Raw genomic sequence first — 14,311 nt, forward strand, 5'->3', positions numbered from 1 at the left:
ACGACCCGGCGCCTCCGCCGAGCGCAGTTCGCCCGGCCGGTCGAGGCGGAGGAGGAGCGATGCGCGAGAGCGACCTGCCCGCACCCGTCGGCTCCGAGGGCTGGATGGCGATCGCGCTCGACGAGGCGCGGCGGGCCGCCCAATGGGGTGACGTCCCCGTCGGCGCGGTCGTGGTGGACGCCTCCGGAACCGTGATCGGCCGGGGCCGCAACGAGCGCGAGCTGACGCGCGATCCCACCGCTCACGCCGAGGTCGTCGCGCTGCGCGCCGCCGCCTCCGCCCGGGGCGACTGGCAACTCGTGGGCTGCACCCTCGTCGTCACGCTCGAGCCCTGCGTCCTGTGCGCGGGCGCGATCCTCGCGGCCCGCATCGACCGCGTCGTCTTCGGGTCCTGGGACGAGAAGGCGGGAGCCGCCGGATCGGTGCACGACCTCCTGCGCGACCGTCGGCACAACCACGTGGTCGAGGTGTACCCGGGCGTGCGTGCCGAGGAGGGCTCGCGCCTCCTGCTCGACTTCTTCGCCGCTCGCCGGTGATGCTCCGGCCTCAGTCGCCGGCGCCCAGCCACTCTTCGAGCATGCGCGCCGTCGCTTCCCGCATCCGCTCGAACCGGCCTGAGCGTTGGTCCTCCACGAGCCGCGCGGAGTCGTAGCCCGCGCCGGCTGCGTACTCTCCGTCGCCCTCCAGCCAGCTCGCCGCCATCGTCGTCGAGAGCTCGGGGTGGAATTGCAGCCCCAGTAGCCATCCGCCCACCGCATACACCTCGACGGGGTAGGCGGCGGAGGAGGCGAGCAGCGTCGCACCGGCGGGCAGCCCCATCCTGTCGCCGTGCCACTGCATGACCGGCACCCCCTCGAAATGGCGCAGTGGAGAGAGCCGGCCCGCCTCCGTGAGGGCGAGCTCGCTGAACCCGACCTCACGCGTCGGCCCAGGCCGCACCGTGTCGCCGAGCGCGGTCGCCACCAGTTGGGCCCCGAAGCAGATGCCGAGGGTCGGTCGTTTGTCGTCGAGCCTCTCTTGCAGCAGTGCGATCTGCGGCGTGATGAACGGATGGCGGGCGGTCTCGTAGACGCCCGCGCTGGATCCCAGGGTGACCACGAGGTCGGGCGCGACCAGGTCGACCTGGCCGAGCCCAGTGCCCGCGACCGACTCGACGTCGAATCCCAGCCCGGTCAGGATCGGTTCGAGCGCGCCGAGGCCCGCGCCGCGCTCGTTGACGATGGCGAGGGCGTGGCGCATCTCAGCCGGCGCTCTCGACGGAGACGGTGCGTCCGAGGTGCGGCAGCCGCACCGTCATCCGGGCGGCCGATGGTGCCGGGCCGTCCTGATCCTCGGCCGCAGGGGGCGGGACGATCGCGATGCCGCCTCCGGATGAGCTCACGTGTTCTCCTCAGTGCCGTGCCGTGCGCTGGGTATGCCGTGCGCAGGCTCGCCGAGCGCCGGTCGCATCATCCTAGGGGCCGGGAGTCGTGCGACCGACCGCGCGCCGCCGCGTGCTCGGTGGCTTCGTAGGATGGCCGGGTGACCGACGCTCCCGTGCAGCTCCCGTCCATCGCCGTCCTCGGCCTCGGCTCGATGGGAGGCGCCATCCTCACGGGACTGCTCGCCCCCGGTGTGCAGGTCGAGGGCGGTGTGCGCGTGACCAACCGCGACTCGGCCAAGGCGGCGGCCTGGCAGGGGCACCCGGTGGTGACCGCGTTCGCGACCGCCGACGACCCGGAGGCGAACCGCCGCGCGGTCGAGGGCGCAGCGGTCGTGCTGGTCGCGGTGAAGCCCCACATGGTGCCTGCGCTGCTCGACGAGATTGCGGACGCCCTGGCGCCCGGGACGGTCGTCGTCAGCGTCGCCGCGGGTGTGACGGTCGAGACCTTCGAGCGACACCTTCCCGCCTCCGTCGCTGTGCTGCGCTCCATGCCGAACACGCCCGCGCTCGTGGGTCGCGCCGTGACGGGCCTGAGTGCGGGCACCCGATCGAGCGCGGGCGACCTCGCGCTCGTCCGCCGCCTGTTCGAGACGGTCGGCGAGGTCGTGGAGGTCCCGGAGGCGCAGCTCGACGCGCTCTCTACCGTGTCGGGGTCGGGGCCCGCCTACGTCTTCCTGCTGATCGAGGAGCTGATCGCCGCCGCGGTCGCGAAAGGGTTCACCGCCGAACAGGCGTCGACGATGGTCGTCGGCACTTTCCGCGGTGCCGCGGAGCTGCTGGCGCACTCCGGCGAGGACCCCGCCGAGCTGCGGCGCCGTGTGACGAGCCCGAAGGGAACGACCGAGCGCGCGATCGCGGTGCTGCAGGAGGCGGACCTCGCCTCCCTCTTCACCCGCGCGACCGACGCAGCGCTCGCTCGCGCCCGCGCGCTCGCCGCCTCCTGACCCTGCCGGGAGGCCTCAGGAGCCGAGGGCCGCGAAGCGCTCGATGTCGCCCGGGGTGCCGCTGACCACGATCAGGTCGTGATTCGAGACGACGGTCTGCTCGGTGGCATAGGTGAAGGGCTTGCCCGGGCTCTTCACTCCGACCACGGTGACGCGGTGCTTGCGGCGTACCCCCGACTCCGTGAGAGTCAGACCCCGGATGGGCTTGGGCGGGTACATCTTGGCGAGCACGAAGTCGTCGTCGAACTCGATGAAGTCGAGCATCCGGCCCGAGACGAGGTGCGCGACCCGCTCGCCCGCCTCCGCCTCGGGATAGATGACATGGTTCGCCCCGATGCGCTCGAGGATCTTGCCGTGCGAGCGGGAGATCGCCTTGGCCCAGATCTGCGGGATCTTGAGATCGACCAGGTTCGCGGTGATGAGCACGGACGCCTCGATCGAGGAGCCCACTGCGACGACGGCGACCTGGAAGTCCTGCGCGCCGATCTGCACGAGCGCGTCGAGCGAGCGGGCATCGGCCTGCACCGCATGAGTGACCCGCTCCGACCACTTCTGGACGAGCCCGGCATCAGCGTCGACGGCGAGCACCTCGCGGTCGAGGCGGTCGAGCTGGCCGGCCGTCGCGGCTCCGAAGCGGCCGAGACCGATCACCAGCACGGGGGCGTCGTACCTGATGCGGTCAACCAACGATGGGCCTCTCTTCCGGTCGTCTGAACAACTGCCTCCGCTGGCTCGCGGCGAGCGCGGCAGCGAGAGTCACGGTACCAACGCGCCCCATGAACATCGTCAACGCGAGGATGTAGACCCCGGTGGGCGGCAGCTCGGCGGTCAGGCCCGTCGAGAGCCCCGAGGTCGCGAACGCCGAGATGACATCGAAGAGCACGGAGTCCAGCGGCGCCTTCGTGAGGTGCAGGATCAGGATCGACGAGACCGCCACGGTCGTCGCCCCCCACAACACCACCGAGACGGCCAGGCGCAGGACATCGTTGGGGATGCGGCGACCGAACGTCTCCATGTCGTTGTTTCCGCGCGCCTCCGCGAACGCGGCGAGGAACAGGATGGCGAGCGTCGTGACCTTGATGCCGCCCGCGGTCGACGCGGAGCCTCCCCCGATGAACATCAGCATGTCGGTGACGAGCAGGCTCGACCCGTTGAGATCGGGGATCGAGATCGTCGAGAACCCTCCCGATCGGGTCATGGTCGAGAGGAAGAACGACTGGAACACCGTGTCGCCCGCGTCGAGACTGCCGAAGGTCTTCGGATTGTCGAACTCGAGGACGATGTAGAGCACCGCCCCGGCGACGAGGAGGATCACGGAGGTGACCAGGGTCAGCTTCACGTGCACCGACCATTTGCGCGGTCGTCTCCAGCCGCGCGAGAAGGCGTAGATGACCGGGAAACCGATCGAGCCGAGGAACACGCCGACCATGAGGATCCCGAGGAACCAGTAGTCGTCCTCGAACGGGGTCAGTCCTGCGGCATTCGGGGAGAAGCCCGTGTTGGTGAACGCCATCGCCGAGTAGTAGAACGAGTGCCACACCGCCTCCCCGACCGGGATGCCGTCGATGAGCATCCGCGGGAACAGCAGCAGGGCGACGATGAGCTCGATCGCGGCGGCGCTGATCGCGACGGTGGCAAGCAGGCCACCGATCTCGCCCAGGCGCACCGCCTGTCCTTCCGCGACGGGACCGGAGTGGATCCGGAGCGGGTTGGAGTCGCTCGCCACCATGAGCTTGGCTCGCAAGCCGAGGCGGCGCGAGATGGCGAGCCCCATGATCGACGCGAGCGTGAGCACCCCGAGGGCGCCGATGTTGACGCCGATGAAGATGATGGAGTGGCCGAACGCCGACCAGTGCGTGGCCATGTCGACGGTCGCGAGTCCCGTGACGCAGATCACCGACATGGCGGTGAAGAAGGCGTCGTGCAGGGGGGTGACCAGGCCCTCGCTGCTCGAGATCGGCAGCGAGAAGAGAAGGGTGAAGACGAGGATCAGGCTCGAGAAGATGAGGATCGCGAAGCGCGAGGGCGAGCGGCCGGCGAAGTCGTCGACCAGATCGCGGGCCCGCGCGAAGCCCGACCAGGGGGACATGGGCGAGACGCCCACCGGGCTGCGGAACTGCTGGCGAGCCACCACGGCGGATCCTCCACTCGATCGCGGCTATGGTACGGCACCGGCTCTGATCGGTCGTGTGCTCTCGCTCGAAGCGCCTCCGGCGACACGGCGACCACCGCGGCGGCCGGAGGGCTGACTAGCCTGGGCGCATGGCTGACATCTTCGGCGTGATCGCGGACGGGACGCGGCGCGACATCCTCGCGCTCCTGCTGGAGCAGCGAGAGGACGCGGCGCCCGACGGAATGAGTGTCTCGGCGATCGTCGCGCGGCTCGAACTCAGCCAGCCGACCGTGTCGAAGCACCTGAGGGTGCTGCGGGAGGCGGGTCTCGTCACGGTGCGCGAGAGCGGTCAGCACCGCTACTACGCCTTGCAGTACGGGCCACTCGCGGAGCTCGAGGACTGGCTCCTCCCGTTCCTGGCCGTCGCGGAGGAGGGCGCGCCCACCCTCCTCGACGCGCCGACGGCGGCTCGGGCGGAGTCGCTCGGCCGTGCGCTCGCCGATCGCACCCATCAGGTCACGACCGTCGTCCAGGACATCCAGCGCGGGGTGAGCGAGGGAGCGACGAAGGTGGGACAGGCGTTGCGGATCCGCAAGTGATCGGCGCGCTGCGTCGGCCTGTGTAAGCGCGAATCCGCGCGAGCGCGCCGTCGTGTAAGCTCGCGGAAGCCAGTTTTTCGTAAGCGGCCGTCCGTCGGGCGGTCGACCCCCTGAACGTTGTGAGGTCTTCGTGGGTTCTGTCATCAAGAAGCGTCGCAAGCGTATGGCGAAGAAGAAGCACCGCAAGCTGCTTCGCAAGACTCGCCACCAGCGTCGCAACAAGAAGTAGGCGCACGCCTCTTCTCCTTCGAGCGTCCGTCCCTCCCGGGGTCGGGCGCTCGTCTGCGTTGCGACGGCTCGCACCCTCTCGCGGCCGGAGGTGACGCGGCGCGGCGTCCGGGGTGCAGCCAGGTGCACTCCCGACGTGCAGGTCGCTGTTCCGATCGTGTCGTCCGCTCCCTCCCTGTCGAACGGCGGGGCTGGTCGGGTGGAGGACATGCCTTTACTCCCCACTGACTCGTCGTCGCCCTCCACCTTCGCCGTTCCCGCGCTCGACGCGCAGGAGCTCGTCAAGACCTATCGCCGCGGGCGTCGCGGTCCGGGCATCCCTGTCCTGCGCCGGGTCTCGCTCTCGATCGCGCAAGGCGAGTTCGTCGCCATCGTCGGGCCGAGCGGATCCGGCAAGTCGACCCTCCTCTTCTGCTTGTCCTCGCTCGAGCGGCCGACATCGGGCTCGATGCGCATCGACGGGGAGGACCCCCAGCGGATGAGCCGCTCCCGCCTCGCCCGGTTCCGTCGCGAGAGGATCGGCTTCGTCTTCCAGCAGTTCGCTCTCATCCCCTCGCTGAGCGCGCGCGAGAACACGGCCCTCCCCTTGCGCCTCGCCGGGCGCGAGGATGCGCCTGCGAGGGCGGACGCAGCGCTCGCGGAGGTCGGCCTCTCGCACCGGGCCGGGTACGGGCCGCGCCTCCTCTCGGGAGGAGAGCAGCAGCGGGTCGCGATCGCCCGGGTGCTCGCCGCCGAACCGGCCGTCGTCTTCGCCGATGAGCCGACCGGCGCGCTCGACGCCGTGGCCGGCGACACCGTGCTGAGACTGCTCCGGTCGGTCGCGGACGAGGGCCGTTCGGTGGTGATGGTCACCCATGACCTCGAAGCGGCGGCTCGCGCCGACCGTGTGCTCGTGCTCAGAGACGGGGTACTGCGCGCCGACCTGACCGCGCCGAGCACCGCTCAGATCTGGACAGCGATGACCTCGGCCGCTCCGTCCGCCCAGGAGGTCCGTTCGTGATCCGGCTGCTGATCGCCGACCTGCGAACCAACGTCGCCACCCGCCTCGGTCCGCTCGTCACCATCGTCGCCACCGCCGTGGTGCTCGGGCTCGGAGTCGCGTTCCTCGACACTGCGGCGAGCAATCCGCTCCGTATGGCGGACACGACCACACTGGCGTCGACCGGCGACACAGTGCTGGTCAGCTCCCTGGCTGCCGTCGCTCTCGTCCTCGGCCCAGTGCTGTCGCTCTCCGGTGGTCTGCGGAGGGAGGACTACGCGCTCTGGCAGCTCGCAGGTGTCGCTCCTGGGCGGGTGTGGTGGCTGGCGAACGGTCAGAACGCCGTGCTCGGGCTGGTCGGAGCCACGGTCGGCGCCCTCCTCGCGGTGCCTGTCGTCTCCGCCGTGCTGGACACGTGGGTCCTCGAGGCGATCCACATGCCCCGCGGATCCGTGCGCCTCAGCGGAGGCGGAGTGCTCGTGCTGATCGTCGTCGTCTCCGCAGCGGTCGTCCTCGTCGGACTGCCCGCGGCCCGGAGCGCCTCCCGCACGTCTCCGCTCGACCTCTTGCGGGACTCGGCACCGCCAGAGCCGCGGATGACGGTCGTTCGCTGGCTCACGGTGGGCGGCCTCCTGCTCGCGCTCGCGCAGATCCTGAGCGGTCTGGCCACGGGAGAGTATGCCGAGATCCTCGGCATGGCGTCGTTGCTCGGGCCGGTGCTGGCCGCGCTGGTCGCCGCCCTCGGCCCGCTCGTGTTTCCGCGGCTGATCCTGGGGTGGACGGCGCTCGTTCCCGCGCGACGCTCGACCGTGTGGTACCTCGCGCGCCACAGCGCCCAGTACCGTGCCGTGCAGTCCTCGGCCGGGATCCTCGCGCTCCTCCTGTCCCTCTCGCTGCTCGGCGCACTGCTGGCGCCGCCGGCGACCGCGACGAACTGGGTCGCGATCACCCACGAGCTGGACACCGACTACTTCACCGCGGAGACGTCCACCGCGATAGCGAACATCATCCTCCTGCTCGGCGGACCGCTGGCGCTCTCCGTGCTCGGGATCGCGGTCGTGGTCTTCATCGCGGGGTGCGAGCGCAGCCGAGAGAACGCGCTGCTGCGCTCTGCCGGCTCGCTCGGCACGACGATCGTCGCCGCGAGTGCTCTCGAGGCGGTGATCATCGCGGTCACGGCGTTCCTCCTCGGGCTCGCAGTGGTGTCGGCCCTCGCAGTGGCCGTCGCGGTCGCCCTCGGCAGCACATCCGGGGTCGTCGTTCCGCCGGCGGTTCCGCTGCTCCCGCTTGCCGGGGTCGCGGCGGCCGGCGCGGCGCTGATCGCCGTGGCGAGCGTCGTGCCTGCAGCGCTGTCGATGCGGCGTTCCGTCCCGGCCTCCCTTTCGGCCGAGTGACCGAGCAGGGGGAGGATTCGGCGCACGATCCGCGCCACGGCGCCGGCGCACCAGGACCGGAGCTAGAGTCGCGCAGCATGACCGTTGCTCCGCGCGACACTTCCTCATGGCGGAAGCCGTCGGCCTGGCCGCTTCGGCTGCTCGGCTACCAGACGATCACCGTCATCATGGTCGCGCTCGCCACGGCGTGCGTGCTCGCTGTGGTGACCGTGCCCCTCCTGCCGCTGCTCGTGCTGCTGTTCGCGGCGATCGAGCGCCGCCGGGGGGTGCTGCTCGGCTACCCGGCGATCCCTCTGCCTCCGCGCGGTCAGGGTGGCGACACCGTCGGTGCCCGGCTGCATCGCGGCCTGGCCTACTCGGTGTCGTGGCGTCCCGTCGCCTCGTTCCTGGCCACCGTCGTCATCGGCGGCGTGCAGTGCGTGCTGGGGTACTACTGCAGCATGGTGGCCTCGTCGGCCGCGATGCTGCCCGCGCAGGTCGCCGCCTATCGCAACGGCACGAGCGGGTGGACGCCGGCCGAGCCGATCCTGCTTCCCAGCAGCGTCAACTTCAGGATCACCGACGCCCCCCAGACGGTGTTCTGGATCGCGGCGACGATCCTCCTGCTCGCGGTCGCCTGGTATGCGGGATCGGTCCTGGCCCGCGTGCAGGCCCAGGTGGTGGGGCTCCTGCTCTCTCCGCGCGAGGCGGAGCTAGAGGGAGCGGTCGCCGAGCTCGAGGGCTCGCGGTCGACGCTCATCGACTCGTTCGAGAACGACCGCGTCCGCATCGAGCGCGATCTGCACGACGGCGCTCAGCAGCACCTCGTCCTCACCGCGCTTCTCGTGGGTACAGCCGCGCGGCAGGTGCGCGCCCTCGAGGCCGGCAGCGGCAACGGCCCGGTGCTCGCGACGCTCGAGAAGGCACAGGCGAGCGCCGAGCTGGCGCTCTCGACCCTGAGGAGGACCGTCCTCGGCTTCTACACCGACGTGCTCACGGACCACGGGATCACCGCTGCGGTCGAGGAGCTGGCTCAGAGGTCGGTCGTCCCGCTCGCGGTGCACTCGTCGCTCCACGATCGCTACGCGCCGGCCCTGGAGCGGTGTGCCTACTTCGCCGTGAGCGAGGCGGTGACGAACGCGCTCAAGCATTCCGCCGCCTCGCTGATCGAGGTCCACCTGTCCGACGTGGAGGGGCGGCTCATGGTCCGTGTCGCCGACGACGGGCACGGCGGCGCGGATCACGCCGCGGGCACCGGGATTCGCGGCTTGCGGGAGCGGGCGCGGAGCCTCGGCGGTACTCTCGCGATGTCGAGTCCGAGTGGCGGGCCGACCGTTCTCGCCCTCGAGATCCCCCTCGGGGAGAGGGGTGACGCTCGACGAAGGATGTCCGGATGAGGATCATCGTCGCGGACGACTCCGCCCTCCTGCGCGACGGCATCTCGTCGCTGCTCGAGAGCGCGGACCACGAGGTGGTCACCGCGGTCGACGCGACCGACCTCCGTCAGCGCGTCCTGGCGGCGGGCGACGAGCTCGACCTCGTCATCACCGACGTGCGGATGCCTCCCGGCAACCGCAGCGACGGGGTCGATGCGGCGCTCGACCTTCGCCGCCAGCGGCCCGGTCTGCCCGTACTGCTGCTGTCGAACTTCATCGCGACCGCCTACCTCTCCGACCTCTTCGCCGAGGACAGCCGAGCCCTCGGCTATCTGCTGAAGGACCGCGTCGGGCGCGTGGATGACTTCCTCCGGAGCATCGAGCTCATCGCCAACGGCGGAACGGTGATCGACCCCGAGATTTTGTCGAGCGTCAGCGGGAAGCAGGCGCCCGCGTCGAGCATCGACGTGCTCAGTGCCCGCGAGTCGGAGGTGCTCGCGCTGATGGCGCAGGCGAGGTCGAACCCCGAGATCGGGTCTCTCCTGCACCTCAGCGACAGCGCCGTCTCGAAACACATCGGCTCGATCTTCGCCAAGCTCGGGCTCGCCGAATCCGACCCCGGCCACCGGCGTGTGCGTGCCGTGCTGCTGTACCTCGACTCCGTGCGTCAGCGGAGCGACGAGCCGAGAGCATTCGGCGGCCGCACGGCGTGACAGCGCCTCACGCCGTGCGCTGATCGGCACGGGGGTGGAGCGGGGCGCGCGGGCAGTGCACTGCCCTGCACCCGGTCCTACCATCCGCTCCCTTCCCGCTCTCCCGGGTCTTTGATGGGCTTCTCTCATGTCCCCGAACCATGTCGACCGCCTTCTCTCCGCCGTCTTGCTCGCCCTGTGGTTCGCGCTCTCCGCCGTCGCCGTCCATGTCCTTCCTCCTGTCGAGGTCGGCGCACCCTGGGTCGGACTGACGCTGACCTGGATGCTCGGCGTCGTGATCGGCACGGTCTGGATGGTGAGCCTCCGCTCGCTCGCCGTCCTCGTGCTCTACCCGCTGCTCGCCCGACGCCGACACGAGGTCCCGGCATACGAGTCGGACGCGGGGGTCGTCCTGCTCTCCTGCGCGGCCGACGACTTCAACCCCCGCGCTCTCCGCGCGTCGATGAACCAGACGCACCCTCGAGTGAGCACCGTCATCCTGGACGACTCGAAGGACGAGCGGGTCCGAGCAGAGATCGACTCCTTCGCCGCCCGCACCGGGGCCCGAGTGGTCAGGCGGGCCCGGCGCACGGGATTCAAGGCAGGCAACCTCAACGACTTCCTCCTGCGTGGCATCGACGAGGAGTATGTGGTCGTCGTCGACAGCGACGAGGTCCTGCCGCCCGACTTCGTCCGGCGTGCGCTCGACCACGCCGTCCACCGGGCACGGTCCGGAGTGCGGGTCGGCGTGGTCCAGGGCCGGCACCGCACGCTCCGGCGGGTCTCGGGCTTCGCGGACGAGTTCGGGGCGCTGCTCGAGACGCACGTGCGCGTCACGCAGCTCGTGCGATCCCGATTCGGCTTCTCCCACTTCATGGGGCGCGGCGCTCTGATCAGCACCGAGTGCCTCCGCGCCACCCGAGGGTTCCCGGAAGTCGTCGCTGAGGATCTCGCGTTCAGCATCGAGGCGACCGCGCAGGGATTCGAGATCGTGTATGCGCCCGAGCTGGTGAGCACAGAGGAGTTCCCCATCGACTATTTCGCCTTCAAGAAACAGCACGGCAAAGCCGCAGAGGGCAGCGTCGAGATCGTGCGGCAGTATCTCGCGCCGGTGCTTCGGTCGTCGCTGAGGCCCTGGCAGAAGGCCGACCTCCTCCTCGAGGTCCTGTCTGCCCCGTTGGGCGCGGCGCTGAGCGCGCTCCTGCTCGTCTTCTCGGCGATCGCCTCCTCCTCGGGGGAGGACGTGCTGCCAAGCTGGGCCGGGGCCGCGATCGGACTGGGCGGGCTTCTCCCGCTCCTGCCGGAGGCGCTGCGCCGCCTCAGCCGGGGTGAGGTGCGCTCCGCGGCGGTCTTCCTCCTCCGTGCCCTGGTGCTGTACGCCTCGGTGCTGTGGACGACGGCCGCGGCGGTGTGGCGGGTGGTCGGAGGCGGCGGCGCGCGGTTCACGATCACCCCCAAGACGCGGAACACGTCGCAGTCGGCATCCTTCCGCAACGATGTGGTGGCGGCACTCGTGCTGAGTGGCCTGAGCGTCGTGGTCTGTGGTTCGGCGCTGCCCGCGCTCGGCTTCCTCGTGGCCGCGGGATGCGCGGTCTACCTCGGCGCGCGGAGCGGTGCGTGGGCGATTCCTGGACCTCAGAGGGCAAGCGTCGCTGCGCCGACGGCACACGGGGTGTCCTCTAAGCTGGGCGGATGGTCGACGTGGAGGTGACACTCGTGGGAAAGCCCGGCTGTCATCTTTGCGACGATGCGCGCTCAGTGGTCGAGGGGGTCCTTGCCACGATCGCCGGCGAGCCCGGTGCCCCGACCGTCTCGGTGAACGACGTCTCGATCCTCGAGGACCCGGATCTGCACGAGCGTTTCGTGGAGGAGATCCCGGTGTTGTTGATCGACGGGCGCGTCCACACGTACTGGCGCGTCGATCCGACGCGTCTTCGCAGAGCCCTCCTGGAGCACGTATGACCATCCGACACGTCGTCGCCTGGAAGCTGAACGCCGTCGACCCGGCGCAACGCGCTGAGCACACCACCCAGATCTCGGAGGCGCTGCGCAGCCTCCTTCCGATCATTCCCGAGATCGAGTCGATGACGATCGGCAAGAACGCGATGTTCCCGAAGGACAACTTCGACATGGTGCTCGTCGCCGACTACGCCGACGCCGACGCGCTCAACGCCTACGTCGAGCATCCCGATCACCGGCGTGTGGCGGGCTTCATCCGTCCGCTCGTGCGCGAGCGGGCGTGCGTTGACTTCGAGGTCTGAGCGGCGCCGGATCGCGGCCTCGTGATCCGAATGTTGTAGAACGAACCCTGTTCGGGGGATTCTTCTTCTTCGGGTCCTCTCGGTTGCCACCTAGGCTCTTCTCGGGGAGGCCTGCTCCCCGTGTCCGGGGTGCATTCAGCGTCTCGTGAGGAGGAACGTCCATGTCACGACGCCGTACCGCGGCTTCCACGCTCGCGCTCGCCGTGCTGCTCCTCCACCTCGCGCTGCCGGCCCAGGCGGCCGAGACCGTTCCGCGCGTGCAGACCGAGGTGGTCGACCCCGCGGAGCCGACCGATCCTGCCGTCCCCGGGGATCCGACCGATCCGGTCGATCCCACTGATCCGGTCGATCCGACTGACCCCGTCGACCCGACGGACCCGGTCGACCCCACGGACCCGACCGACCCCGCCACGCCCGACCCGGAGCCGACCGATTCGACGACTCCCGACCCGGGGCCGAGCGAGCCCGCGGTCGACCCCTCGCCGAGCGATCCCGCACCGAACCCCGATCCGACGACGGTCCCCGATCCGGGAACCGGTGGCGGTACCGGAGGCGGCGACTCCGGGGGTGGCCAGCCCGGCGGCGGCCAGTCCGGCGGATCGAGCGGTGCCGGAGACACGAGCGGTTCTGCCGGCGGGACTCCAACGAGCCAGGCCGGCAGCGCTGCCCCGCCCCCCTCCTCGCCTGGGCGCACCCTCCTCTCGACCTCGACGGGCGACGCCGCGTCGGCCCCCGTTCCCGTGACCGGGGGCGCACCCGTCGTCGAATCGGCAGCCCCCGCCGTCTCGGTTTATCTCACCCGAGACGCCGGCATCGACGCCTCCTCGCTCACGGTCGAACTTGCGCGCTTCTACGGCGTCGGAGTCGCCTACGCGGGTTTCCAGCGCGAGGAGAACGCGACGCTCAGCCTCCGTGCCCCCGGCGGCACCGAGACGGCGCTCTCGGTCGAGGGCCGCCAGGACGGCGCGACCAGCAGCACCGGCTCGGCGACCGTGCCCGCCTCCGCCCTGACATCGATCGGCAGCTACACCGTCACCGCTACGGGCGACCGCGGATCGACGGCCGCGACCACGTTCGCGCTCGCTGCCTCCACCGGCCCGGGCGTGCTCGTCGAGCCACGCGTCTCGACGAGCAGCGAAGCGGGGTCTCCGCGGGGCGCCGTGTGGGGCTTCGGTCCGGTCGAGAGCGTCTCGGTCCGAGCGTTCACCACCACGGGCGTCCGCGCCGAGCTCGCCGCGGGCGAGCTCTCGGTGCGAGTGGACGCGCTCGGGTGGGCCGGCCTCGACCTCGGCGCCGCGATCGTGAAGGAGGCGACTGCGCCCGTCTACTGCATCGTCGCCGTGGGGTCGATCAGCAAGCGCACCGCGGCGGTCACCGTCTCGTACCCGAGCGAGGGCTCCTCCACCTCGCCGCCCGAAGCGTCGCAGGTCTGCGGAGTCGCGATCGAATCGGCGATCTCGGGTCTCGTCGCGCCGAGCTCCGGCACCCGCGCCGGAGGCCTCTCGGCCGGCGTCGGGCTCGCGATCGGCGCGGGAGTCCTCGTCGCTGCCCTCCTCGCCGGCCTGCTCGCCGCCGTCGTCGTGCGGCGCCGCCGTGAGAACGCCGACCTGCTCGTCGGCGGCCCGCTCCCGCATCAGCAGCAGGAGTGACGTCCGCGGTCTCAGACGAGCGCACCCCAGTCGGTCGCGGTGTCGTCTCGGACGACCTCGACGCTCGCCACTGAGCGCATCCCGCTCCGCATCGGGAACGACAGCCAGACGTCGGTGATGTGCGCCTTCTCGAGACTCTCCGCGACCGCGGCGTCGTCTGTCGTGCTCAGAAGGATCAGGTGCACCACGAAGCGCTGGCCGTCGCAGGAATGCCGCAGCCGTCGTCCGATCGCGGCTGTCCCCGACCACCTGCCGTCGGGAGTCATCGCGACTCCATGGTGGGGGTAGTAGACGCCGGGGTCCTCCTCCACGAAGAGGCGGAGGGTGTAGCCGGCCGGGAGAGGTTCGAAGGAGCCGGAGGCCTCCACGAGATGGCAGTGGCGGCTCCCTGCCAGGGGCTGCTCGAGAGTGTGCTGGAGCCTCTGGGCTGCACGTTCGGCGCGGATCCCCGCCCACTGGCGAGAGGCGATGAACGCCACCGACACGATGGCGGACGCGAGGACCACGAGGACGGTCCCCCCGGGATCGAAGTCGCGGAGGAACGTGATGACAGTCTGAGCGGAGGCGAAGAGCCACCAGAACAGCGTGACTCCGCGGCGCCAGGGGTGCTGCATCGCCTCTCCCTCCCGGTGGCTCGATGAGGAGAAGTGTGGCCTGTCCGGCCGGAGGAGTCA

Annotated in this window: 17 protein-coding genes; 12 read left to right on the forward strand and 5 right to left on the reverse strand. The window is 70.7% G+C overall.

The annotated features are described in order from the left end of the window. Nucleotides 1-59: 59 nt before the first annotated feature. Nucleotides 60-536, forward strand: coding sequence for a tRNA adenosine(34) deaminase TadA (tadA, locus tag ITJ45_RS12165; RefSeq protein ID WP_228493875.1), 477 nt, complete (start codon nucleotides 60-62; stop codon nucleotides 534-536). A 10-nt stretch (nucleotides 537-546) separates the two neighbouring features. Here the strand turns inward: tadA and ITJ45_RS12170 are convergent, their stop codons facing one another. Further along, a complete protein-coding gene (locus ITJ45_RS12170) occupies nucleotides 547-1,239 on the reverse strand; it encodes a glutamine amidotransferase-related protein (RefSeq protein ID WP_194609984.1) in 693 nt (230 codons plus the stop codon). Between the two features lies 1 nt (nucleotide 1,240). Beyond that, nucleotides 1,241-1,381 carry a hypothetical protein gene (locus ITJ45_RS12175; RefSeq protein ID WP_194609982.1) on the reverse strand — a complete coding sequence of 47 codons (141 nt, stop codon included), beginning with the start codon at nucleotides 1,379-1,381 and terminating at the stop codon, nucleotides 1,241-1,243. A gap of 140 nt (nucleotides 1,382-1,521) precedes the next feature. Here ITJ45_RS12175 and proC point away from each other — a divergent pair, with 140 nt between their 5' ends. After that, a complete protein-coding gene (proC, locus tag ITJ45_RS12180) occupies nucleotides 1,522-2,367 on the forward strand; it encodes a pyrroline-5-carboxylate reductase (RefSeq protein ID WP_194609980.1) in 846 nt (281 codons plus the stop codon). 15 nt (nucleotides 2,368-2,382) lie between these two features. On the opposite strand, the gene ITJ45_RS12185 is transcribed toward proC, so the two are convergent. Together ITJ45_RS12185 and ITJ45_RS12190 are read right to left on the reverse strand one after the other, a co-directional pair. Continuing rightward, complete coding sequence (locus ITJ45_RS12185; protein WP_194609979.1) at nucleotides 2,383-3,054, reverse strand: potassium channel family protein; 672 nt, start codon at nucleotides 3,052-3,054, stop codon at nucleotides 2,383-2,385. Then, a complete protein-coding gene (locus ITJ45_RS12190) occupies nucleotides 3,047-4,456 on the reverse strand; it encodes a TrkH family potassium uptake protein (protein ID WP_194610475.1) in 1,410 nt (469 codons plus the stop codon). The genes ITJ45_RS12185 and ITJ45_RS12190 overlap by 8 nt, the downstream gene beginning before the upstream one ends. Nucleotides 4,457-4,629: 173 nt before the next feature. On the opposite strand from ITJ45_RS12190, the gene ITJ45_RS12195 reads away from it, so the two are divergent. The 10 genes from ITJ45_RS12195 to ITJ45_RS14110 all read left to right on the forward strand — a co-directional run bounded on the left by ITJ45_RS12195 (nucleotide 4,630) and on the right by ITJ45_RS14110 (nucleotide 13,637). Continuing rightward, nucleotides 4,630-5,079 (forward strand): ArsR/SmtB family transcription factor, encoded by a 450-nt coding sequence (locus tag ITJ45_RS12195; RefSeq protein WP_194609976.1) that lies wholly within the window; start codon nucleotides 4,630-4,632, stop codon nucleotides 5,077-5,079. Nucleotides 5,080-5,209: 130 nt separating this feature from the next. Then, nucleotides 5,210-5,308 carry a 30S ribosomal protein bS22 gene (locus ITJ45_RS12200; RefSeq protein WP_003792170.1) on the forward strand — a complete coding sequence of 33 codons (99 nt, stop codon included), beginning with the start codon at nucleotides 5,210-5,212 and terminating at the stop codon, nucleotides 5,306-5,308. 207 nt (nucleotides 5,309-5,515) lie between these two features. Then, nucleotides 5,516-6,307 (forward strand): ABC transporter ATP-binding protein, encoded by a 792-nt coding sequence (locus ITJ45_RS12205; protein ID WP_194609974.1) that lies wholly within the window; start codon nucleotides 5,516-5,518, stop codon nucleotides 6,305-6,307. Beyond that, nucleotides 6,304-7,680, forward strand: a complete 1,377-nt coding sequence (locus tag ITJ45_RS12210; protein WP_194609972.1) for an FtsX-like permease family protein — start codon at nucleotides 6,304-6,306, stop codon at nucleotides 7,678-7,680. The genes ITJ45_RS12205 and ITJ45_RS12210 overlap by 4 nt, the downstream gene beginning before the upstream one ends. A gap of 77 nt (nucleotides 7,681-7,757) precedes the next feature. Then, nucleotides 7,758-9,056: a sensor histidine kinase gene (locus tag ITJ45_RS12215; protein ID WP_194609970.1), complete on the forward strand. Its 1,299-nt coding sequence runs from the start codon at nucleotides 7,758-7,760 to the stop codon at nucleotides 9,054-9,056. Then, nucleotides 9,053-9,748, forward strand: coding sequence for a response regulator transcription factor (locus ITJ45_RS12220; protein WP_194609968.1), 696 nt, complete (start codon nucleotides 9,053-9,055; stop codon nucleotides 9,746-9,748). The genes ITJ45_RS12215 and ITJ45_RS12220 overlap by 4 nt, the downstream gene beginning before the upstream one ends. A gap of 127 nt (nucleotides 9,749-9,875) precedes the next feature. Next, the gene (locus tag ITJ45_RS12225; RefSeq protein ID WP_194609966.1) at nucleotides 9,876-11,438 is read left to right on the forward strand and encodes a glycosyltransferase; all 1,563 of its coding nucleotides are present in this window, start codon (nucleotides 9,876-9,878) and stop codon (nucleotides 11,436-11,438) included. Then, on the forward strand, nucleotides 11,420-11,689 hold the full coding sequence (locus tag ITJ45_RS12230) for a glutaredoxin family protein (RefSeq protein WP_194609964.1): 270 nt from the start codon (nucleotides 11,420-11,422) through the stop codon (nucleotides 11,687-11,689). The genes ITJ45_RS12225 and ITJ45_RS12230 overlap by 19 nt, the downstream gene beginning before the upstream one ends. Next, a complete protein-coding gene (locus ITJ45_RS12235) occupies nucleotides 11,686-11,988 on the forward strand; it encodes a Dabb family protein (protein ID WP_194609962.1) in 303 nt (100 codons plus the stop codon). Before ITJ45_RS12230 ends, ITJ45_RS12235 begins: the two co-directional genes overlap by 4 nt. A gap of 161 nt (nucleotides 11,989-12,149) precedes the next feature. After that, complete coding sequence (locus tag ITJ45_RS14110; RefSeq protein ID WP_228493874.1) at nucleotides 12,150-13,637, forward strand: hypothetical protein; 1,488 nt, start codon at nucleotides 12,150-12,152, stop codon at nucleotides 13,635-13,637. An 11-nt stretch (nucleotides 13,638-13,648) separates the two neighbouring features. On the opposite strand, the gene ITJ45_RS12250 is transcribed toward ITJ45_RS14110, so the two are convergent. Further along, nucleotides 13,649-14,251 carry a hypothetical protein gene (locus ITJ45_RS12250; protein WP_194609956.1) on the reverse strand — a complete coding sequence of 201 codons (603 nt, stop codon included), beginning with the start codon at nucleotides 14,249-14,251 and terminating at the stop codon, nucleotides 13,649-13,651. Nucleotides 14,252-14,311 lie beyond the last annotated feature (60 nt).

Source organism: Rathayibacter sp. VKM Ac-2879, assembly GCF_015351245.1.
GTDB lineage: Bacteria > Actinomycetota > Actinomycetes > Actinomycetales > Microbacteriaceae > Rathayibacter.